Here is a 21,295-nt window from a genome sequence, read left to right as displayed (position 1 = left end):
GGTCGTCAGTCAGCCGGCGGCAGCTCCGCGGTCACCTGCCGGGCCTCGGCGAAGTGGCAGGCCGCCCGCTGGTGCGGGGCCTTCTCGTCCAACGGCGGCTCGACCTCGGCGCAGATCTCCTCGGCCTTCCAGCAGCGGGTGCGGAACCGGCATCCGGACGGCGGGTTGATCGGGCTCGGCACGTCGCCGACGAGCCGGATCCGGGACTTCGGTTCGGCACCCCGGGCGAGGTTCAGATCCGGCACCGCGGACAGCAGGGCCTGGGTGTACGGGTGCTGCGGCCCCTCGTAGATCGCGTCGCGCGGCCCGATCTCCACCATCTTGCCGAGGTACATCACGCCGACCCGGTCACAGAAGTGCCGGACCACGCCCAGGTCGTGGGCGATGAAGACGAACGCGATGTTGAACTCCTTGCGTAGCTCCTCCAGCAGGTTCATCACCTGGGCCTGAATGGAGACGTCCAGCGCGCTGACCGGCTCGTCCGCGACGATGACCTTCGGGCGGGCGGCGAGGGCGCGGGCGATGCCGACGCGCTGGCGCTGCCCGCCGGAGAACTCGTGCGGATACCGGTTGTAGTGCTCGGGGTTGAGGCCGACCACCTCCAGCAGTTCCTGCACCCGGGCCAGCTCGCGGTTCTTCGGCACCATGTTGTGGGTCCGCAGCGCCGTGCCGACGATGGTGCCGACGGTGTGCCTCGGGTTCAGCGACGAGTACGGGTCCTGGAAGATCAGCTGGATCTCCTGGCGGTACGGCCGCAGCTGCTTCTCGGACAGGTTCGCGATGTCGTGACCCTGGTAGAGGATCTGGCCGCTGGTCGGCTTGAGCAGCCGGGTGATCAGCCGGGCCGTGGTGGACTTGCCGCAACCGGACTCGCCGACCAGGCCCAGCGTCTCGCCCTCGGCCAGACTGAACGACACCCCGTCGACGGCCTGCACCTTGTTGGCCGCCCGGCGCAGCAGGCCCTCGCCCCGCACGTCGAAGTGCATGACGAGGTCCCTGAGTTCCAGCAGCGGGGCGCCCGGCGTCTTCGGAACGCCGGAGTCGGACCGGGATCCCCCGGCCTCAATCGTGACGGTCGTCATCGTCGCAGGTCCTTTACGGCAGCCGGGGCAGGACGTCGGTCTCGAAGACCCGGTCGGGGTTGTCGAGGTGACACCGGGACGACCGGGACATGTCGGCGGTCCGCGGGATCAGCTCGGGCACCTCGGTCTTGCACAGTCCGCCCGGCACCCGGCTGCGGAACTCGCAGCGCGGGTGGAACGGGCAGCCGCTCGGCACGTTGAGCAGGCTGGGCGGTGAGCCGGGGATCGGGTGCAGCGGCTGCGGGTCGCCGGACAGCGCGGGGATGCTCTCCAGCAGGCCCCACGCGTACGGGTGCAGCGGCGTGCCGAGCACCTTGTGCGCGGGACCGTACTCGACGGCCCGGCCGGCGTACATCACCAGCACGTCGTCGGCGATCTCGGCCACCACCCCGAGGTCGTGGGTGACGAAGATGACCGCGGAGCCGAAGTCGCGTTGCAGGTCGGCGATGAGGTCGAGGATCTGCGCCTGCACCGTCACGTCGAGCGCCGTGGTGGGCTCGTCGGCGATCAGCAGTTTGGGGTCGTTCACCAGCGCCATGGCGATCATGGCGCGCTGCCGCATGCCGCCGGAGAACTGGTGCGGGAAGTCGTTGAGCCGCCGGCGCGGGTTGGGGATGCCCACCCGGCCGAGCATGTCGACGGCCCGCTCCCGGGCCACCTTCTTGGACACGTCGTGGTGGGCCCGGTACGCCTCGATGATCTGGTTGCCGACCGTGAAGAACGGGTGCAGCGACGACTGCGGGTCCTGGAAGATCATCGCGGCGACCGAGCCACGATGCTTGCGCAGCTGCTCGGGGCGCATCCCGACTATCTCGGTGCCACCGAGACTGATCGAGCCGGAGATCCGGGTGTTCTTCGGGTCGTGCAACCCCATGATCGCCATGCTCGACACGCTCTTGCCGGAGCCGGACTCGCCCACGATCGCCAGGGTGCGACCCAACGGCAGCGAGTAGCTCAGCCCCTGCACGGCCTGCACCAGGCCGTCAGCCGTGGGGAACGTGACCCGCAGGTCGCTCACCCGCAGGAAGTCGTCGCTCGCCGCCGCACCGACGGTCTGCTCCCGCCGGCCCCGGACCACCGTCTGCGGGCCACGCGCCACCGGGGCCGGGGTCTGGGACACCGTCTCGTCGCTCATGCTGCCGCCTTACGCTCTGACCGCCGGACCGGGCCGGCGCTTCCCGCGGATACCTGGGTGCGCGCTGGCCGCGTCATCCGAGCCGTACCCGGGGGTCGAGGATGGTGTAGAGGATGTCAACGACCAGGTTCATCAGCACCAGCACGGTCGCGCCGATCAGCACGCCGCCCATCAGCACCGGCAGGTCGTACTGGCCGAACGCGTTCAGGGTGAGCACGCCGAGCCCGTTCAGCCCGAAGATCCGCTCGGTGAAGATGGCGCCGCTCATCTGGAAGGCCAGGTCGATACCGAAGATCGTGGCCACCGGGGTGAGCGCGGCGCGCAGGCCGTGCCGGTAGACCACCCGGCGCTCGCTGATGCCCTTGGCGCGGGCGGTTCGCACGTAGTCCTCCCCCAACGACTCGATCATGGAGGCGCGGGAGTACCGGGTGTAGGAGGCCGAGTTGTAGATGCCGAGGGTGAGCCACGCGGCGATCAGGCCACTCGCCCAGGCCAACGGATTCTGGATCAGCGAGGTGTACTGGGGGTTGGGCAGGAAGGTGGTGGCGTAGAGCGCCACCATCAGGCACACCACGAAGTAGGGCACCGAGCTGAGGGTGAGGGTGCCGGCCACCACCGCCCGGTCCAGCGTGGTACCCCGACGTTGCGCCGCGATGGTGCCGCTCAGGATGCCGACCAGCAGGAAGACGACGGCGCCGCCGAGCACCACGGAGACGGTCACCGGCACCGCCTGGGCGAGCAGCTTGGTCACCGGCTGGCCCAGGGTGTAGGAGTAGCCGAGGCAGGGCGCGGCGCAGTGCAGGATGGCGCCCTCGCCGCCGAAGTCCCGACCGACCACGATGCCCTTGAGGTAGAGCCAGATCTGTTCGGTGGCCGGTAGGTCCAGGCCGAGGCTGTGGCGGATGAACTCCACCCGTTCCGGGGTGCACTTGTTGGCGCAGATGGTGCCCGCCGGGTCGGTGGGCGCCAGGAAGAACAGCGCGAAGCTGGCGATCAGGGTCACGACGATCACGGAGATCGCGCTCACGCACCGTCGGAGGATGTACAGGAGCACCGCCAGCTCCTCACTTTCTGTCCAAAGGTCCGATGGGGGGATCGGTTGGCACCTGGGGGGATGGGGCCGGTGGCCCGGCCGGCGCCGTGGGGCGCCGGCCGGACAACCGTGGATCGGACGTCTGCCCGGCTGGAAGCCGGAGCGTCAGCTGCCGTTCTTCAGGTACATGTTGACGAAGAAGGGCAGGCCCATGGTGGCGTCACCCTCGGCGCCGCCGATGTTCGTGCCGACGAGCACGGCCATCTTGTCGTAGTACCGCGGCAGCACCGGGTACTGCTTCATGATCTCCTCGTCCAGGGAGGCCCACTGCTTGGTGGACTCCTCGACCGGGAGGCCCGCGACGTCGTTGATCTTCTTGTCCAGCGCCGGGTCCTGGAGCATGCCCCAGCTCTGGCCCTCGTCGATGCTCTGCGAGCGGAACAGCACCGGCATCCAGCTACCGCCGGACGGCCAGTCGGAGCACCAACCCCGCGGCGACTGGTCCATGTTCACCGGGGCCTTGTAGTCGCCGACCTTGGAGCGCAGCTCGGCGGTGGCCACACCGATCGGGGTGACCTTGAAGCCGGCCTTGGTCAGCGCCTCGGCCCGGATCGCGCTCACCTGCTGCGGGATCGGCTTGGTGTTGTCGTAGTAGTACTTCAGCTCGAAGCCGACCTTGCCGGCGGCCTCCAGCATCTTCTTGGCGGCGGCGGGGTCACCGGGGCCCTTGCCGCTCAGGCCGGGCTGCGGCTCGTACTTCTTGTAGCCCGGGATGCTCGGCGGCAGGATCGTGCTGGCCGGCTCCGCGCTGTAGTCGTTCAGGCCGGCGGCCTTGTACGTCTGGTCGAACGGGTAGGCCGTGGCGATCGCCTTGCGGACCTCCAGCGGGATCTTGCGGGTGTCCATCTGGATGACGATGGTGCAGGGACTCTGCCCGCGGATCAGCTGGCTGGCCTTGTCACCCTGCAACTGCGGCAGCAGCGTGGTGTCGACGTTCTGGTACTGGAAAGCGTTGGCGTCCGTGCCGTTGCTGTTCAGCACCTGCTGCTGGCTCTTCACAAGCTCCTGGGCGAACTTGAAGTCCCAGGCCTCCGGGTACTGGTGCCGGACCGCGTCGGTGTTGGCGTCCCAGTTCGGGTTCTTCTTGAGCTTCAGCTCCGCGCCCGGGGTGTAGCTGTCGAACATGTACGGGCCGGTGGCCAGCGGGTGGTTGCCGTAGTCCTGCTTGGTGTCCTTCGCCTTGGGGATCGGCGTGAACATCGGGAAGGACATGAAGAACGGCAGGTCGTTGAACGCCACCTTGAGGTGGACCACCAGGGTGGTGGCGTCCGGGGTCTCCACGCCGGAGTAGGCGTCGCCGCTCTTGTACGGGCCCTTGTACGTGTCGCTGTCCTTGAACGTCGACAGCTGGTAGGCGGGGCCGTCGGAGTAGACGTCGTGCGCGAAGGACCGCTTGATCGCGTAGGCCAGGTCCTCGACCTTGACCTCGGTGCCGTCCTCGTACTTGATCCCGGACTGCATCTTGAAGGTCCAGGTCAGCTTGTCGGCCGACGGCGTGCCCAGGTCGGTCAGGTCCGGCACCAGCACCGGCTTGCCGTTCCGGATGGCGAACTGGGTCGGCGTCCGGAAGACCAGCTTGCCGATCTCGCTACCGTCGACGTAGTAGATGTTCGTCGGGTCGAAGGTGCTGGGCGTCGTCTCCGAGAGGGAGGTGATGGTCCCGCCCTTCTTCGCGCCCGGGACCTCCGGCGCCGGCCCCTTGGCGGTCGGGTCGACCGCGCTCTCGGCCTGGGTGATCTTGCCCTGGCCGTCGTCCTTGCCCGAGTTGTTGTTGGAGGACGGGCTGCCACAGCCCGCCACCCCGAGGGCTATGGCGGCACAGGCCGCCACGGCCACATTGAGTCGCCTCACAGTTGCTCCCTTTCTTGGTGAAACGGGGGGTGCCGTCAACGGCGGGTACGGGGGTCGAAGGCGTCCCGGACGGCGTCGCCGAGCAGACTCAGCGCCAGCACCAGGATGGTGATACCGGCGACCGGGATCCACAGGTAGAGCGGGTCGGCGCGGTACCAGTTCTGGGCGAAGGTGATGGTCAGGCCCCAGGACGGGGTGGGCTCGACCAGCCCGACCCCCAGGAAGCTGAGACCCGCCTCGGCCACGATGTAGCTCGGCAGGGCCAGCGACACCGAGACCATGATCGGTGCCACCAGGTTCGGCAGCAGCTCCTTGAACAGCACCTTGCGGGTCGGCACACCGAGCACCCTCGCCGCCGCGATGAACTCCCGTTCGCGCAGCGAGAGCACCTGACCGCGGATCAGCCGGGCCAGGCCGGCCCAGCCGAAGAAGGACAGCACGGTGATCAGCGAGATGAACCGGATCCGGCTCACCTCCTCGGCCGAGGCGCCCTCGGCGCCGCCGAGGAGGGCCACCAGCACGCCGGAGGTGGCGATCGCGAACAGCAGGTACGGCAGGCTCAGCACGAAGTCGATGACCCAGGACAGGACGCGGTCGACCCAGCCGCCCGCGAAGCCGGCGATCAGACCGACGATCACCCCGACGATGGTGGTCAGCACGGTGACCGAGCCGGCCACCACGAGTGACGGGCGGGCACCGTAGACCCAGCGGGCGAACAGGTCCCGGCCCAGCCGCGGCTCGACCCCGAACCAGTGGTCCGCGGTGAGGCCGACGGTCGGAAAGCCGAAGGAGTCGGTCAGGTCCTGGTGCAGGCTGCTGACGTCCTGACCCTCGATCTTCGCCAGCAGCGGCGCGAAGATCGCGATCAGCACGAAGAACAGGAAGATGCCGGCGCAGGTCATCGCGACCCGGTCCCGGCGCAGGCGTTCGAAGGCGATCCGTGTCGGCGACTTGCTCACCGTCGCGACCCGCTGCTGCGGTACCGGTGCGACCACCTCCACGGCCGCTGGCGGCTCATCGAGTCTGGTCGAATCGGGACCCGTACGCAACGGTTCCACCCACGTCACCTCCACTCCGGACAACGACACCATCCGACCGGCCCCAGACGCAGGTCCGGGGTAGTGCGGTGGCCGAAACGCTAGCCGGCCCGAGGTTTCGCCGAAATGGCCTGAGGCATCGAATTAATAACAGGTCGGTCACCGTTGACTGCGAGACGTGTCACACCCATCGAAAGATCTTGGTCAAAGATATCCGAGTCTTTTGTCCGTTTGATCCCCTTGTGTCGGGCAGAAATTCGTACGCAAGGTATACACCTCCATGCGGACCGCAGTCGAGATGTCTCTCCCGCCCACTCTCGCCGGGATAAGCGGTTGACGCGAATCCCAGGCTCCGGACGGACAGCCATGATCGGGTGAACGGCCAGGCAGGCCCAGCCGGACGGTCCGGGCGGACCATCGGGACCGGTGGCCGGCCGCACGGACCGGATGATCGGCGGATGACATCGGCATCCAGCTATCCGCATTATCAACGGATGCCCCTACGAACACTGCGTAGCCGACTGGTCGACTCACCGACGTCGTACGGGGGGAAGCGGCGCGCCCGTCGCGCCGCCTGGCTGGCCGAGACATTTCCCGATCTCGCCGCGATGACGGTCCTGGACCTCGGCGGCCGGGCCGCGAGCTGGGCCGACGCGCCGGTCCGGCCGGCGCACGTACATCTGGTCAACCTGGAGCCGTCCCCCGCCGAGCTGCCCGAGTGGGCCGAGTCCGACCGGGCCGACGCCTGCGAACTGCCGGCCCGGATCCGGGACCGCCGGTACGACCTGGTGTTCAGCAACAGCGTGCTGGAACACGTCGGCGGGCACGAGCGACGACGCCGGATGGCGGAGTCGATCCGCGAGGTCGCTCCCCGGTACTGGGTGCAGACCCCGTACCGGTACTTCCCGATCGAACCGCACTGGGTGGCACCCGGGATGCAGTTCCTGCCGGTACCGGCGCGGGTGCTGATGGCCCGCCGGTGGCCGCTGGCCTACACCCCCGGCAAGCCGTGGGACCTGGCGATGCGGCAGGTGCTGACCACCGAGCTGATCGGGCGGGCCGAGATGCGCTACCTGTTCCCCGACGCCACCATCCGGTCGGAGCGGCTGGCCGGTCTCACGAAGTCGCTGATCGCGGTCCGTACGGCCTGACCGCGCACCGACCGGTCGCGGCCGGCCGGCCACCCGCCGGTCGGCCGCGCCGACCCGCCACCCACCGGCCGGTCGCGGATGACCCGCCGGGGGCCCACGGTGCGCGCCGGTGGCGCGTCCGGCTACCCTGCTTGGCCATGAACGGTTGGTGCGTATGAGGTTCCGGCGCCTCCTCGCCGCCCTCACGGGTACCCTGCTCGCCCTCTCCGCCCCGGCACCGGTAGTCGCCGCCGTCTCGGACGTGCCGTGTCCAACCGTGTCGCCGCCGGTGAGTCGCCCGCCCAGACCCGCCGTACCGCCGGACGACCCCACGGCCCGCGCGGTCGGCGGCCCCGCGCTGGCCACCGACGGGCTCGTCGTACCGTCCGGCGCGAGCCGGCCACCGGCGGTCACCGCCACCTCCTGGCTGGTCGCCGACCTGAACACCGGGGCGGTGCTCGGCGGCTGCGGGCCGCACGAGTACGGCCTGCCGGCCAGTACCCAGAAGCTGCTGCTGGCGGCGACCGTACTGCCCGGGCTGGACCCGAAACAGACCATCACGGTGACCCGTGACGATCTGAACTTCGAGCGGGGCAGTTCGGCCGTCGGCCTGGTGGTGGGCGGCCACTACACCATCGAGACGCTGTGGCTCGGCCTCCTGCTCAACTCCGGCAACGACGCGGCCAACGTGCTGGCCCGGCTCGGCGGTGGCGCGGCCGGCGTCTCCGGGACGGTCGCCGCGATGAACGCCGAGGCGCGGCGGCTCGGTGCCCGGCAGACCCACGCCGCCACACCGTCGGGCCTCGACGGTCGGGGCCAGTTCACCAGCGCGTACGACCTGGCGCTGATCGCGCGGGCGTGCTTCGGTGACCAGAACTTCCGCCGGTACGACTCCGCCCGCACGGCCCGGATGCCGGCCCAGCCGCCCGGCGCCGGGAACGGCTTCCAGATCCAGAACGAGAACCAGCTGCTGTTCCGCTATCGCGGCGGGCTCGGCGGCAAGACCGGCTTCACCACGCTGGCCCGGCACACCTACGTGGGCATCGCGGAACGCGGCGGGCGACGCCTGGTGGTCACGCTGCTCGGTGCCGAGGCCCGACCGCAGCGCGGCTGGCAGCAGGGCGCCGCGCTACTGGACTGGGGCTTCCGGCAGCCCGCGGACGCCTCGGTGGGCCGACTGGTGGAGCCCGGCGAACTCGATGCCACCCCGACCCCGTCGGCGGCGCCCGACACCGGTGCCGTCCAGGCGATCCGGGCTGATCCGTCCGGCGCCGGTGGTCCGTCCCGGCTGGTCCTGGTCTCCGTCGCGGTGGCGCTCGGCGGGCTGGCGCTGCTGCTGGTACTGCTCGCCGTCCGCCGTCGCCCCCGGCACGTCGGCCGCCGGCGCGCCCCCTGAGCCGGAAGGAAGGGCCCCTCCCCCGCGAAGCCGGCCGAGATCCGCCCGCGCTCCGATGGAGCCGACCGGGGACGGGTGCCGGTCCACCGGCGTACCCGGCGGTCCGGTCGGGCATTGGGTAACGTCGGCCCAGCCGGGCGGCGTCGCGGCTGCGGCCCACCGGCCAGGAGCGAGGCCGGCCAGGAGGGATGGACGACGATGAGCGGCGGCGGTTCCCCCAGCCCTCGGCGGTCCGGTGTGGTGATCGGCGTCGACCTGGGCACCACCAGCACGAAGGCGGTGGCGTACGACGTGACCGGCCGGCCGCTGGCCACCCACTCGATCGGCTACCCGCTGGACGAACCGCAGCCGGGCTTCGCCGAACAGGACCCGTACCTCATCCACGACGCCGTGGTGGAGAGCATCCGTAGCGTGGCGGCCGAGCTAACCGAGCCGGTGGCCGGGCTGTCGTTCAGCAGCGCGATGCACAGCGTGATCGGTCTCGACGACGACGGCGCTCCGCTGACCGCCTCGGTCACCTGGGCCGACTCGCGGGCCAGCGCGCAGGCGGAGCGGCTGCGCGCCGCGCCCGGCGGGCTGGAACTGCACCGCCGGACCGGTACCCCGCTGCATCCGATGGCGCCGCTGCCCAAGCTGGTGTGGTTCGCCCAGGAGCAGCCCGAGCTGTTCCGCCGGGTACGGCACTGGGTCGGGATCAAGGACCTCGTCCTGCGCCGGCTCTGCGGCGACCTGGTCACCGACCACTCGCTCGCCTCGGGCACCGGCCTGCTGGACATCCACCGGCTGGCCTGGGACGCCGAGGCGCTGCGGATCGCCGGGATCCGGCCCGACCAGCTGCCCCGGCTGGTACCCACCACGACCGTGCTACCCGGGCTGACCGCGGAGGCCGCCCGGCGTACCGGGCTGCCCGCCGAGACCCCGGTCGTGGTCGGCGCCGGTGACGGCCCACTGGCCAACCTCGGCCTCGGGGCCGTGCGACCGGGCGTGGCGGCCTGCTCGATCGGCACCAGCGGCGCCATCCGGGTGATGGTGGAACGGCCCGCCGTGGACCGGCAGGGCCGGGTGTTCTGCTACGCCCTCACCGAGGACCGCTGGACGGTGGGCGGCGCCATCAACAACGGCGGCATCGTGCTCAACTGGGCCGGTGAGGCCCTCGCCCCCGACCTGGGCGAGCACCCCGAGGAGGAGCTGCTGGCACTGGCCGCCCGGGCGCCGGCGGGTTCCGACGGCCTGCTCATGCTGCCGTACCTGCTCAGCGAGCGGGCGCCGCACTGGAGCGCGCTGCCCCGCGGCGCGTACGTGGGGCTGACCAACGCGCACCGGCGCGAGCACCTGGTCCGGGCCGCCCTGGAGGGCGTGTGCCAGCAGCTCGCCCTGGTGCTCGACTCGGTACGCGCGGCGGGCAACGAGGTACGTGAGGTGCGGGCCAGCGGCGGCTTCGCCCGCAGCCCGCTGTGGCGGCAGATGCTGGCCGACGCGCTCGGCACCGAGGTGTCCTTCCCGGCCGGACACGAGGGCTCCAGCTTCGGTGCCGCGCTGCTGGGCATGCAGGCGCTGGGGCTGATCCCGTCGGTGGACGTCGCCGCCGACCTGGTCGAGATCGCCGAGACCGTCCACCCGGATCCGGCGGCCAGCGCCACCTACGCGGAGCTGCTGCCGCTGTTCGCGCAGCTGTACGACGCGCTCGGCCCGACGTACGAGGCGCTGCGCCGGTTCACCACGCACCCGCCGTCCACCGGATGACCGACCGTCCGTCCGGGACGGCCGTCGAGGAAGGTCGTGATATCCGTGACCCAGTTCGCCGCCGAGGCCGCCGCCCGAGCCGGTGACGGTCAACTGATCGCCGCCGCGCTGCTGGGCATCGCCGCGGTCGTCGTACTCATCGCCTGGGGCAAGGTGCACCCGTTCCTGTCGCTGATCCTCGGCGCCGCGGTGCTGGGCGTGGTCGCCGGGCTCGCACCGGAAAAGATGATCAAGTCGTTCACCGACGGTGTCGGGTCGACGGTCGGCAGCGTGGGCCTGCTGATCGCGCTCGGCGCGATGATCGGCGGCCTGCTCGCCGAGTCGGGTGGCGCCGACGGGATCGTGGGTCGGGTGGTCAGCCGGGTCTCCGGGTCCGCCCTGCCGTGGGCGATGGCCGGGGTGGCCGCGCTGATCGGGTTGCCGCTGTTCTTCGAGGTCGGCGTCGTGCTGCTGGTACCGATCGTGCTGCTGGTCTCGCGGCGCACGGACGTACCGCTGATGCGCGTCGGCATCCCGGCGCTGGCCGGCCTGTCGGTGCTGCACGGCCTGGTCCCGCCGCACCCGGGCCCGCTGGTGGCGATATCGGCGTTGAACGCGGACCTCGGCCTGACCCTGGCCCTCGGCCTGCTGGTGGCGATCCCCACGGTGATCGTGGCGGGGCCGCTGTTCGGCAACCTGATCGCCCGGTACGTCCCGGCGACCGCCCCCGAGGCGCTGCTGCCGACCCGGCGCGACGCCGGTGACCGGGTCGACGCGACCGACCGGGGCGGCGTGGCCGGGACCACCGGGCGGCAGCCGGGCACCGGCACCGACCGGACCGACTCCGACGGCGACCTGCTGACCGACGACGACCTGGTGAATCCGGGCACCGGCCGGCCCGGTTCGCCGGTGGACGACTCGGGCACGGAGACCTCCCCGGCGCGCCGTACCCCCGCCTTCTGGCCGGCCGTGCTGACCGTGCTGCTGCCGGTGGTGCTCATGCTGCTGCGGGCCGTCGGCGAGCTGACCCTGACCGAGGGCACCGCGGGCCGCGAGACGCTGGACATCGTCGGCACCCCCATCGTGGCCCTGCTCGCGGGCGTCATCGTGGCCATGTTCACCCTCGGCCGGCAGGCCGGCTTCGACCGCTCGCAGGTCTCGGCGGTGCTTGGCGGCTCGCTGCCGGCGATCGCCGGCATCCTGCTGATCGTGGCGGCCGGTGGCGGCTTCAAGCAGGTGCTCGTCGACGCGGGCGTGGGCGACATGGTGGCCGACGCGGCGAAGGGGGCGAACCTGTCACCCCTGCTGCTGGGCTGGCTGGTCGCGGTCGGGATCCGGGTGGCGACCGGCTCGGCCACGGTCGCCACGATCACCGCCGCCGGCATCGTGGCCCCGCTGGCGCAGACCCTGGACCGGCCGGGCGTCGCGTTGCTCGCGCTGGCCGTCGGCTGCGGCTCGCTGTTCTTCTCGCACGTGAACGACGCCGGCTTCTGGCTGGTGAAGGAGTACTTCGGGCTGACCGTCGGGCAGACCATCAAGAGCTGGTCGGTGATGGAGACGATCATTTCGGTGATCGGCTTCCTCGGCATCCTGCTGCTCAACCTGATCGTCTGAGGCGCCGGACCGGATCGGCGCCCCACCGATCCGGTCCGACCGGGTCCGGGTTCAGACCGGGTTCGGGTTCAGACCGGGTTCGGGTTCAGACCGGGTCCGGACCGGGTCCGGGTCCGGACGGGCCGGTCAGGGCTCGGCGGGTACGGCGACCGCCGTCACCAGGATGTCCCGGTCGACGAACCAGCGGCCCGGCAACTCGGTGAGCGGCTCGCCGTCCGGAAGCTCCGCCTGGGCGAGCAACCGGGCGTGGAAGGTGCCGGCCGAGGCGTCGATCGTGATCAGCGCCTCCTCGAAGCCCAGCCACCGCTGGGTGACCGGATACCACGCCTTGTAGACCGCCTCCTTGCAGCAGAACAGCAGCCGGTCCCAGTGGACGTCCGGCCGGTCCGCGGCCAACCGGCCGAGCTGGTCCCGTTCGTCCGGCAACGTGATGTGGTTGAGGACGCCGTCGGGCAGTGGCTCGTTCGGCTCGGCGTCGATGCCCACCGTCACCAGGGTGGTTTCGGCCGCCGCCACGGCGGCCCGGTACCCGGCGCAGTGGGTGATGCTGCCGACCACCCCGGCCGGCCATCCCGGCTCGCGGCGCGGCCCCGGCAGGAGCGGAACGGCGGCGATCCCGAGCGCCGCGAGCGCCTTGCGGGCCAGGTGGCGGCCCGTGGTGAACTCGCGGCGCCGCTTGTCCACGGCACCGGCCACGACGGCCGCCTCGGCCGGGAAGAGATACGCCTCGTCCGGATCCTCGAACGCCTCGGCGGACGCGACGCCGCGTGGCAGCACCTGCTCGATCATGCCCATCCCGTTCCACCCCGAACCGGCCCGGCCAGGCCGGGACCGTCGGCGATCGACGGGCCCGCCGGGCCGCCGCCAGCGTACCGATCCGGGGCTCGGAAACAAACCCACGAATTGGTGACCCAGACCCGTGGGTACGAATTCGCCGGCCAGCGGGCGCGACGGGCAGCCGCACCGTGAAAGATTACCAAAATAGGGAACTGCCCGGATCACGAAGGTCCTGAGGTAATTGTCGGCTCATATGCTCACCTTTCTTGAGAAAGGCGCTCCGAAGACACTCCGCCAGAGCCGACCCGATGCGCTCCGATAGCCTGGACACGCCCGTTCGGCAACCAGTGAATAATCGGCGGTTCCCGCGCTTGGATGGCAGTCCGTCCAAACCGTTGGGGGTTCCACCATGCTGAACCTGCTCCTCCTCGGGCCGACCGAGGCGGTCGTCTCCGGGGTCGCAGTCTCGTTGTCGCCACTGCAGAGAAACGTACTCGCCGTTCTGGCACTATCCGACACTACGGTGGTTTCGACGGATCGACTAATTGATTCTCTATGGAATCAGCGTCCGCCGGCGGCACCTCGGTCGAGGGTCCAGGGATTGATTTCCGAACTCCGCCGGAAGTTCGGCGACGTCATTGTCACGAAGCACCCGGGATATCTGCTCGACCCGCTGACCAGCGGCACCGACGTACGTCAGTTGGACGAGCTGGTACGGGCCGCCCGGGCCGCCGACACGGCGGCCGACCGGGCCCGGCACCTGCGGGCCGCGTTGGACCTGTGGCGCGGCGATCCGTTGGACGGCGTCTCCGCCCCCGGCGTGGAACTCGACCGGGCCCGGCTCGCGGAGCTGCGGATCGGCCTGCTGGAGTACCGGTTCGCCGCGGAGCTGGAGCTCGGCCGGCACGCCGACCTGGTGGGCGAGCTGGCGGCGACGTCCGCGGCGCACCCACTGCGGGAGCGGCTGGCCGGCCAGCTGATGCTGGCGTTGTACCGGTCCGACCGGCAGGCCGACGCGCTGCGGGTCTACCAGGCGACGCGGGACCGGCTCGCCGCCGAGGTGGGCAGCGACCCGTGTGCCGACCTTCGCCGGCTGCACGCCAGCATCCTGCGCGGTGACCCGGAGCGGCCGACCGGGACGGCGGCCGCCGCCGGTCCCGCCCGGCCGGTGGTCCGGATACCCGCCCAGCTCCCGCCGGGGGTCGGCCACTTCACCGGCCGCGGCGCCGAGCTGGCCGAGTTGACCCGGGCGCTGCGCGAGCCCGGCGACGAGCCGCGGGTGCTGCTGATCTCGGGCCTCGGTGGGATCGGCAAGACGGCCCTGGCCGTCCGCTGGGCGCGTTCGGTGGCCGGCGACTTCCCGGACGGTCAGATCTTCGTCGACCTGCACGGCCGGGACCCGGCGCGGACGCTGTCCGGGCGGGCCGCGGTCGGTGCCGCGCTGGTAGCCCTCGGGGTGGCCCGCGGTGACCTGCCGGCCGACCTGGACGAGCGGGCCGCGCTCTACCGCACGCTGGTCAACGACCGGCGGCTGCTGCTGGTCGCCGACGACGCCAACTCGGTGGACCAGCTGCTGCCGCTGGTGCCGACCAGTTCGTCGAGCCAGCTGGTGGTGACCAGCCGGCTCCGGCTCGGCGGGCTGGCCGGGCATCACGCGGTCCGTACCAGGCCGCTCGCCCCGCTCGGTACGGCCGCCGCGGGTGACCTGCTGGCTCGGATCGTCGGGACGGACCGGCTCCGGGACCCGGCCGCGCCGCGACTGCTGCGCTGGTGCGGCGGGCACCCGTTGGCCCTCCGGCTGGTCGGCACCGCGCTGGCGCAGCGCGCCGGTCAGCCGGTCGGTTCGTTTCTCGACGACCTCAGCGAGGGGGCCGACGAGGCCCTGCTCGGCGGCCCCGGTGGGCTGCGGACGGCGCTGCGGGCGGCGTACCGCGCGCTGAGCCCGGCGGCGGCGTACCTGTTCGGGCGGTTGGGCCTGGAACGGGGCGCCACGGTGTGCGTCCGGGCGGGCCTTCCGCCGGGCGATCCGGCGGCCCGACGGGTCCGCCGGCTGCTGGACGAGCTGATCGCGGTGAACCTGATGGTCGAGGCCGGACCGGGTTGCTACCACTTCCCCGAGGTCGTCCACCGGTTCGCCCGGGCCTGCGGCGCCGAACTCGTCGACCGGGACACCGTTGACGAGTGGCTACGGCATCGTCCGTCACCGATACCGGTGGCGTGTGGTGGATTCGCATCCAATCCGCAGTGAATCCCCAGCCGCCGATGTGACGATGACTCGCGTTCTCCGGCGGAACCAGTGAACCTTTCCAACTCCTTCTCGCGGTCCGACGTTGGCGGAGGTCGAAGTCGCCGGCGCGGGCGCCGCGAGACTCAGGTTGAAAAGGTTCAGTAGGTGAGGTGGCACCATTTCCGACCTCGTAGACGCGCTCGGGGAGGTCGTCCGGCGATATCCCGACCGCCCCGCCTTTGTCCACAATCGACGGATACTGAGCTACTCGTGGTTGGCCTCGGCGGCCCACGGCGTCGCCGCGCGGCTCGGACCGCACCCGGGCACGGTGGCGGTCCGCACCGCCCGGCGACCCGGGACCGTGGCGGCCCTGTTCGGGGCATGGCTGGCGGGTGGCGCCTACTGCCCGGTGGACCCGGGATTCCCGGCGGTGCGCCAGCAGGCGATGCTGGCCGCCGCCGGCTGCCGGATCGAGCTGGCGGCCACCGACGCCGAGACCGGGAACCCGCCGGACCGCGACCAGCACGGCCGGACCGGCGGGCCCACCTTTCCGGACCCGACGGTCCAGCCCGGGCCGCCGGGTCCGCCCCGGGACCCGGACGGGATCGCGTACGTGCTGTTCACCTCGGGGTCCACCGGTGCGCCCAAGCCGGTCGCCGTGCCGCACCGGGCGATCGGCAGCACCGTTCCGGCGCTGCGGACCGAGTTCGGGCTCACCCCGGCCGACCGGGTGTTGCAGTTCGCCTCGCTGAACTGGGACACCTGCTTCGAGGAGATCCTGCCGGTCCTCACCACCGGCGGCACGCTGGTCTTCGACGACGAGGCGTACACCGGGTCGTTCCCCCGGTTCCTGCGGGCGGTGCGGCAGCAGCGGATCACGGTGCTGGACCTGCCGACGGCGTACTGGCACGAACTGGTCCGGCACCTCACGGAATCCGACGACACCCTGCCGGAGCGGCTGCGCCTGGTGGTGATCGGCGGCGAGGCGGTCAGCCCGGCCCGGCTGGCCGACTGGCGGCGGCTGGACACCGGCCGGATCCGGCTGCTGAACACGTACGGCTGCACCGAGACGACCCTGATCACCCACGCGGTGGACCTGCACGGACCGGTCGCCGCCAACGCCGTAACCAGGGCCGCCGGAACCCGGACCGACGCCGGAACCGGGACCGCCGGAACCCGGACCGACGCCGGAACCCGGGCCGCCGGGACCAGAGCCGACGGGAGCCGGGCCGACGCCGAGGGTCCGGACCCGGCCATTCCGATCGGGCGGGCGCTGCCGCACGTACGCGAGCGGATCGGCCCGGACGGCGAACTGTTGATCGGTGGGCCGGCGCTGGCGCTGGGCTATCTCGGCCTGCCGGCGGCGACGGCCGACCGGTTCGGGTTCGACGACGGGCCGGGCGGAGCCGGTCGCGGGGCGGAGCCGGACGACCGGCCCGGACCCGGTGACCGGCCGGAAGCCGCCACCGGGGCGGACGACCGGGCGGCGGCCGGGATGCGGTGGTTCCGCACCGGGGACCGGGTGCTGCGCCGGCCGGACGGGCTGCTCATCCACGCCGGCCGGCTCGACAACGCCGTGAAGATCCGGGGCGTCCGGGTCGACCCGGCCGAGGTGGAGGCGCAGCTCGCCGCGCACCCGGCGGTCACCGCCGTGGCGGTGGTCGGAGTGCGGGCCGCCGACCGCACCACCCTCGCCGCGTACGTGGTGCCGCGACCCGCCGCCGACGCGCCGGGCCTGGCGGCCGAGCTGCGCGGCTTCCTGGCCGACCGGGTGCCCGGACACCTGGTGCCCGGCCGGATCTCGATCGTCTCCGAACTCGCCTACACCCCCAGCGGCAAGGTCGACCGGGCGGCGTCCCACCGGCGCCACGCCGCGACCCACCAACCCAAGGAGGCCCCTGCATGATCATTGACGGGATTTCGGACATTTTCCGGCGGGTGCTGGAGACCCCCGAAATCGGGCCGGAGTCGGACTTCTTCGCCGCCGGTGGGGACTCCCTGCTGGCCACCCGGGTGCTCAGCGCGGTGGCCCGGACGTACGGGGTCGAGCTGTCCTTCGACGACTTCCTCCTGGCGCCCACCCCGGGCACGCTGGCCAAGCGGATCGCGAGCACCCAGCCATGAGGGTGGTGGTCGTCGGCGCCGGGCTGGCCGGGCTGACCGCCGCCACCCGGTTGGTCGCCGACGGCGCGGACGTCACCGTGCTGGAGGCGCGGGACCGGGTGGGTGGCCGGACGTACGGCATCGAGGTCGCCCCCGGGACCTGGGCCGACGCCGGTGCGGCATACCTGGGGGTCCGGCACACGGCGCTCACCGCGCTGCTCGACGAGGTCGGGCTCAAGACCGTGCCCACCACGGTCAGCGGGGACAGCCGGTTCGCCCTGGCCGACGAACTCCCAGCGGAGGGCAGCCGGAGCCGAGGTGTGGCGGAGGCGCGCACCGGCGCGGTCACCCGGCACGGCCGGTTCCCGCCGCTGCACGCGGTGGCCCTCGGCGACCTGTTCGACCGGCTGGACGACCTCACCCACCGGGTGCGGCCGGAGGCACCCTGGTTGACCCCGGACGCGGCCGACCTGGACGCCCAGACCGCCGCCGAGTGGGCCGACCGGCACCTCGCCCACCCCGACGCCCGGCTGTTCTTCCCGCTCTTCCTCGGCGAGATGATGGCCGCCGACCCGGCCGAGGTGTCCGTGCTGCACATGGCGTTCTACCTGCGGTCGGGGGGCGGCTTGCGATACCTCAACGCCTTCGCCGACGGCGCGCAGGAGAGCCGGGTGGCCGGCGGCGCCCACCAGCTGGGCGAGCGGCTGGCCGACGACCTCGGCGACCGGGTCCGGCTCGGCACACCCGTCCGGGCCGTCGTCCAGGACGAGGACGGCGCCACGGTGATCTCCGCGACCGGCACGCTGCGCTGCGACGCCGTGGTCATGGCGGTGCCGCCGGCGCTCGCCGACGCGATCGAGTACCGCCCGGGGCTGCCGGTGCCCCGCTCCGGGGGACGGGCGTCGCGCGGCTGCGCCATCAAGGTCCACCTGGTCTATCCCCGGCCGTTGTGGCGGGACCTGGGCCTGTCCGGGTGGTCGGTGAGCGCCACCGGTCCGCTGCTGTCCACGGTGGACGACTCACCCTCGGACGCGGGTGCCGGCATCCTCACCGGTTTCGTCACCGGCGCGGAGGCGTACCGGTTCGCCGCGCTGCCGGCGGAGCGGCAGACCTCGGCGGTGCTGGCCCAGGCCGCCCGGATCTTCCCGGGGCTGCCCGAACCGGACCGGGTCCAGATCACCGACTGGATCAACGAGGAGTACAGCCGTGGCTGCTACGCGGCGCTGTTCGGTCCCGGCGACTGGCCGCGTCAGGGCCCGCACCTGCACACCCCGCACGGCCGCGTGCACTGGGCCGGCACCGAGACCAGCACGGAGTTCTTCGGGCTCATGGAGGGTGCCATCCGGTCTGGTCACCGGGTGGCCGCCGAGATCCGCCTCCACCACCAGCTTTCCGGGAGTTCACGATGACCGACACCGCAACCACCTCCGTCGCCCCCCGCCCGGTCCGCGAGCGGTTCATGACCGAGCCCGACCTGGGCGCCGGCAACTTCCTCCAGTACGCCCTGGAGGCCAACCCGAACCGGTCGGTGCCCTTCGTTCACAGCCACGCCACCGACCACCGGGGAGCCGTCACGCTGCGCGGCCACAGCCTGGTCGACCTCGCGGCGCTGCGCGACCGGTACGCCAAGTGGTACTGGTCGAACGGTGTCCGGGCCGGCGAGCCGGTCGGGATCGTGGTGGCCGAGGGCCTGGAGCCGCTGCTGCACTTCCTCGCGCTGACCGCCCTCGGTGCGATCCCCGCGATGATCAATGACGCGATGCGGCCGGACGTGCTGCTGCGCTACCTCGACCACGTCGGCGTGGTCGGGGTGGTGGCGGACGACACCACCCGGCTGGCCGCGGCCTACCGGGCGGACCCGCAGCGCCGGCCCCGGTTCCTCGCCCTCGCCGCCGAGGTTCAGGCGTTCGACGCCGCGTCGGTCGAGCTGCCCGAGGCGTACCCGTACCGGCACGCCGCCGACGACGTGGTGGCGCTGATCCACTCCTCCGGCACCACCGGCACGCCGAAGTCCACGATGCTGGCCCACCGGCAGTTCTGGGCGGGCAAGGAGCCCCGGATGGTCCGCTTCCCGGCCGAGCCGGACGACCGGTTGATGTCCCTGATGCCGCACACCCACGCGGGCGGGCTCAGCTACTTCCTCACGGCCGTGCTGCTGGGGCTGCCCGTGGTGGTGATGGCGGACTGGCGGCGGGTGGTGGTCGAGCCGGTGATGGAGGCGTTCCAGCCCACCATGCTGGCGTCCTTCCCGCGTACCTTCGTGGAGCTGGCCACCGGCGAACTGCCGGTGGCCGGCGCGGCCAAGGTCCACTCGTGGTTCAACACCGGCGACTCGGCGCACTACGGGCACGTCCGCCGGCTGGTCCAGCTCGGTGAGCGGCCGGCCGGGCTGATCAAGCCCTGGCTGCTGCCCAGCGAGGCGGCCACCGAGGCGGCGCTGCCCGGGTCGCAGTTCATCGACGGGCTCGGTTCGTCCGAGATGGGGATGGCGCTGTTCGGCGGCGTCACCACCCCCGAGACGCCGCGCAACGACCGGTGCGTCGGCAAACCCCTGGAGGTGGTCACCCGGGCCGCCGTGCTGGACGAGTCGGGGGCGGAGGTGCCGGACGGCACGGTCGGGCTGCTCGGCGTGCAGACCCCGTCCCGGACCCCCGGTTACTGGCACAACCCGCGGTTGACGGCCAGCTTCGAGCTGAACGGGTACTGGCTCACCGGCGACGTCGCCCGGCGCGACGCCGAGGGCAACTTCTACCACCTGGACCGCACAGTGGACGTCATCGACACCATCGCCGGGCCGGTCTACAGCCTGCCCATCGAGGAGGTGCTGCTGGCCGACTGCGACGAGGTCGTGCAGGACTGTTCCGTGGTCGGCGTGCCCGGACCGGCCGGCGAGGGGCAGCGGGCCATCGCGATCGTCCGGTTGCAGGCCGGCGCCGGCGGCTGGACGACCGAGGCGATCCTCGAGCGGGCCAACAAGGAACTCGCCGCGGCCGGCCTGGCGGCCCTGGCCGCGGTGCGCGTCGCCCGTACGCCGGAGGACTTCCCGCTCGGGCCGACCGGCAAGGTGCTCAAGCGCGAGCTGCGGACCCGGTTCGCGACCCTGTTCACCGGCGCGAACTGAGCGCCGGCCAGCCACCCCGTTCCGCCCGACGAGTCACCCATCCATCGCGACGAGTCGCCCGCCACCACACGAAGGAGAACCCGATGTCACGGTACGAGTGGGGTGAGACCCATCCCGGGATCGAGAAGCTGAAGGGTGAGATCAAGCCGGCCCGCGACGCGGTCGTGGCCCATCCCCTCTACGCCGCACTGCGCTCGCACGACGCCGTGGTCACCTTCCTGGAGCACCACGTCTACGCCGTCTGGGACTTCATGTCCCTGCTCAAGTCCCTGCAACGCTCGCTGACCTGTGTCCAGCTGCCGTGGGTGCCGACCGGGCCGACCGGCAGTCGACGCCTGATCAACGACATCGTGCTGGTCGAGGAGAGCGACGAGCTGAACGGCGGCTTCATCAGCCACTTCGAGCTGTACCTGAACGGCATGACCCAGGCCGGCGCCGACCGGACCGCCATCGACGGGTTCATCGAGCTGATCCGCGGTGGTACGGACGTTCCGGTGGCGCTGTCCGCCGCGAACGTGCCCGGTCCGTCGGCCGAGTTCGTCCGGACCACCTGGCGCTTCGTCCAGGAGGCGCCGGTGCACTGCCAGGCCGCCGCCTTCGCGTTCGGCCGGGAGGATCTGATCCCGGACATGTTCGAGCAGGTCGTGAAGGTGAACGAGAGCGGCGCCGGCCGGTTGGACACCTTCGTGGACTACCTGGCCCGGCACATCGAGGTCGACGGGGAGGAACACACCCCGATGGCCATGCAGATGCTCGCCGACCTGTGCGGTGACGACGCCGGCAAGTGGCGGGACTGCGCGGAGACGGTGAACAGCGCGCTCGCCGCGCGGAGCCGGCTGTGGGACGGGATCCTCGCCGCCCTCGGCTGACGGTGGCCACCGTGGCGGGGGGGGGGGGGGGGGGGGGGGGGGGGGGGGGGGGGGGGGGGGGGGGGGAAGGGGAGGGGGGGGGGGGGGGGGGGGGGGGGGGGGGGGAGGGAGGGGGGGGGGGGGGGGAGGGGCTTTTTT

Annotated in this window: 16 protein-coding genes; 10 read left to right on the top strand and 6 right to left on the bottom strand. The window is 72.0% G+C overall.

Going from position 1 to position 21,295, the window contains the following annotated elements; all coding sequences use genetic code 11:
* Nucleotides 1-5: 5 nt before the first annotated feature.
* The 5 genes from ACXN5W_RS26685 to ACXN5W_RS26665 form a co-directional block, all read right to left on the bottom strand.
* Nucleotides 6-1,082, bottom strand: a complete 1,077-nt coding sequence (locus tag ACXN5W_RS26685) for an ABC transporter ATP-binding protein (protein WP_473161140.1) — start codon at nucleotides 1,080-1,082, stop codon at nucleotides 6-8.
* A gap of 13 nt (nucleotides 1,083-1,095) precedes the next feature.
* The gene (locus tag ACXN5W_RS26680) at nucleotides 1,096-2,217 is read right to left on the bottom strand and encodes an ABC transporter ATP-binding protein (protein WP_473161139.1); all 1,122 of its coding nucleotides are present in this window, start codon (nucleotides 2,215-2,217) and stop codon (nucleotides 1,096-1,098) included.
* Between the two features lie 73 nt (nucleotides 2,218-2,290).
* Nucleotides 2,291-3,271, bottom strand: coding sequence for an ABC transporter permease (locus ACXN5W_RS26675; RefSeq protein ID WP_473161138.1), 981 nt, complete (start codon nucleotides 3,269-3,271; stop codon nucleotides 2,291-2,293).
* A gap of 144 nt (nucleotides 3,272-3,415) precedes the next feature.
* On the bottom strand, nucleotides 3,416-5,161 hold the full coding sequence (locus ACXN5W_RS26670) for an ABC transporter substrate-binding protein (RefSeq protein ID WP_473161137.1): 1,746 nt from the start codon (nucleotides 5,159-5,161) through the stop codon (nucleotides 3,416-3,418).
* A gap of 35 nt (nucleotides 5,162-5,196) precedes the next feature.
* Nucleotides 5,197-6,219, bottom strand: coding sequence for an ABC transporter permease (locus ACXN5W_RS26665; protein ID WP_473161136.1), 1,023 nt, complete (start codon nucleotides 6,217-6,219; stop codon nucleotides 5,197-5,199).
* A gap of 473 nt (nucleotides 6,220-6,692) precedes the next feature.
* Between ACXN5W_RS26665 and ACXN5W_RS26660 the strand changes: the two genes are divergently transcribed.
* From ACXN5W_RS26660 to ACXN5W_RS26645, 4 genes are all read left to right on the top strand, one after another.
* Nucleotides 6,693-7,349, top strand: coding sequence for a class I SAM-dependent methyltransferase (locus ACXN5W_RS26660; protein ID WP_473161135.1), 657 nt, complete (start codon nucleotides 6,693-6,695; stop codon nucleotides 7,347-7,349).
* Nucleotides 7,350-7,503: 154 nt separating this feature from the next.
* On the top strand, nucleotides 7,504-8,724 hold the full coding sequence (locus tag ACXN5W_RS26655) for a D-alanyl-D-alanine carboxypeptidase family protein (RefSeq protein ID WP_473161134.1): 1,221 nt from the start codon (nucleotides 7,504-7,506) through the stop codon (nucleotides 8,722-8,724).
* Between the two features lie 198 nt (nucleotides 8,725-8,922).
* Nucleotides 8,923-10,467: a gluconokinase gene (locus tag ACXN5W_RS26650; RefSeq protein WP_473161133.1), complete on the top strand. Its 1,545-nt coding sequence runs from the start codon at nucleotides 8,923-8,925 to the stop codon at nucleotides 10,465-10,467.
* 45 nt (nucleotides 10,468-10,512) lie between these two features.
* Nucleotides 10,513-12,060 carry a GntT/GntP/DsdX family permease gene (locus ACXN5W_RS26645; protein ID WP_473161132.1) on the top strand — a complete coding sequence of 516 codons (1,548 nt, stop codon included), beginning with the start codon at nucleotides 10,513-10,515 and terminating at the stop codon, nucleotides 12,058-12,060.
* Between the two features lie 126 nt (nucleotides 12,061-12,186).
* Here the strand turns inward: ACXN5W_RS26645 and ACXN5W_RS26640 are convergent, their stop codons facing one another.
* Nucleotides 12,187-12,855, bottom strand: a complete 669-nt coding sequence (locus ACXN5W_RS26640; protein WP_473161131.1) for a 4'-phosphopantetheinyl transferase family protein — start codon at nucleotides 12,853-12,855, stop codon at nucleotides 12,187-12,189.
* 391 nt (nucleotides 12,856-13,246) lie between these two features.
* On the opposite strand from ACXN5W_RS26640, the gene ACXN5W_RS26635 reads away from it, so the two are divergent.
* From ACXN5W_RS26635 to ACXN5W_RS26610, 6 genes are all read left to right on the top strand, one after another.
* Nucleotides 13,247-15,085, top strand: coding sequence for an AfsR/SARP family transcriptional regulator (locus ACXN5W_RS26635; RefSeq protein WP_473161130.1), 1,839 nt, complete (start codon nucleotides 13,247-13,249; stop codon nucleotides 15,083-15,085).
* A gap of 157 nt (nucleotides 15,086-15,242) precedes the next feature.
* Complete coding sequence (locus tag ACXN5W_RS26630) at nucleotides 15,243-16,970, top strand: AMP-binding protein (protein WP_473161148.1); 1,728 nt, start codon at nucleotides 15,243-15,245, stop codon at nucleotides 16,968-16,970.
* Complete coding sequence (locus ACXN5W_RS26625) at nucleotides 16,967-17,188, top strand: acyl carrier protein (protein WP_473161129.1); 222 nt, start codon at nucleotides 16,967-16,969, stop codon at nucleotides 17,186-17,188. The genes ACXN5W_RS26630 and ACXN5W_RS26625 overlap by 4 nt, the downstream gene beginning before the upstream one ends.
* A complete protein-coding gene (locus ACXN5W_RS26620; protein WP_473161128.1) occupies nucleotides 17,185-18,576 on the top strand; it encodes a flavin monoamine oxidase family protein in 1,392 nt (463 codons plus the stop codon). Before ACXN5W_RS26625 ends, ACXN5W_RS26620 begins: the two co-directional genes overlap by 4 nt.
* Nucleotides 18,573-20,288 carry a class I adenylate-forming enzyme family protein gene (locus tag ACXN5W_RS26615; protein WP_473161127.1) on the top strand — a complete coding sequence of 572 codons (1,716 nt, stop codon included), beginning with the start codon at nucleotides 18,573-18,575 and terminating at the stop codon, nucleotides 20,286-20,288. The genes ACXN5W_RS26620 and ACXN5W_RS26615 overlap by 4 nt, the downstream gene beginning before the upstream one ends.
* A gap of 83 nt (nucleotides 20,289-20,371) precedes the next feature.
* A complete protein-coding gene (locus ACXN5W_RS26610) occupies nucleotides 20,372-21,157 on the top strand; it encodes a DUF3050 domain-containing protein (protein WP_473161126.1) in 786 nt (261 codons plus the stop codon).
* Nucleotides 21,158-21,295: the final 138 nt, after the last annotated feature.

The sequence above is a fragment of the Plantactinospora sp. A48 genome (genome assembly GCF_055793945.1).
Note: the sequence above shows the minus strand (reverse complement) of the source record. Positions and strands in the feature narration are given on the sequence as shown.

Excerpts from the sequence above, each read along its gene's own strand:
- ACXN5W_RS26620 (WP_473161128.1), top strand. The coding sequence starts at position 17,185 with ATGAGGGTGGTGGTCGTCGGCGCCGGGCTGGCCGGGCTGACCGCCGCC.
- ACXN5W_RS26640 (WP_473161131.1), bottom strand. The coding sequence starts at position 12,855 with ATGGGCATGATCGAGCAGGTGCTGCCACGCGGCGTCGCGTCCGCCGAG.
- ACXN5W_RS26610 (WP_473161126.1), top strand. The coding sequence starts at position 20,372 with ATGTCACGGTACGAGTGGGGTGAGACCCATCCCGGGATCGAGAAGCTG.
- ACXN5W_RS26625 (WP_473161129.1), top strand. The coding sequence starts at position 16,967 with ATGATCATTGACGGGATTTCGGACATTTTCCGGCGGGTGCTGGAGACC.
- ACXN5W_RS26650 (WP_473161133.1), top strand. The coding sequence starts at position 8,923 with ATGAGCGGCGGCGGTTCCCCCAGCCCTCGGCGGTCCGGTGTGGTGATC.
- ACXN5W_RS26655 (WP_473161134.1), top strand. The coding sequence starts at position 7,504 with ATGAGGTTCCGGCGCCTCCTCGCCGCCCTCACGGGTACCCTGCTCGCC.
- ACXN5W_RS26635 (WP_473161130.1), top strand. The coding sequence starts at position 13,247 with ATGCTGAACCTGCTCCTCCTCGGGCCGACCGAGGCGGTCGTCTCCGGG.
- ACXN5W_RS26685 (WP_473161140.1), bottom strand. The coding sequence starts at position 1,082 with ATGACGACCGTCACGATTGAGGCCGGGGGATCCCGGTCCGACTCCGGC.
- ACXN5W_RS26680 (WP_473161139.1), bottom strand. The coding sequence starts at position 2,217 with ATGAGCGACGAGACGGTGTCCCAGACCCCGGCCCCGGTGGCGCGTGGC.
- ACXN5W_RS26615 (WP_473161127.1), top strand. The coding sequence starts at position 18,573 with ATGACCGACACCGCAACCACCTCCGTCGCCCCCCGCCCGGTCCGCGAG.
- ACXN5W_RS26660 (WP_473161135.1), top strand. The coding sequence starts at position 6,693 with ATGCCCCTACGAACACTGCGTAGCCGACTGGTCGACTCACCGACGTCG.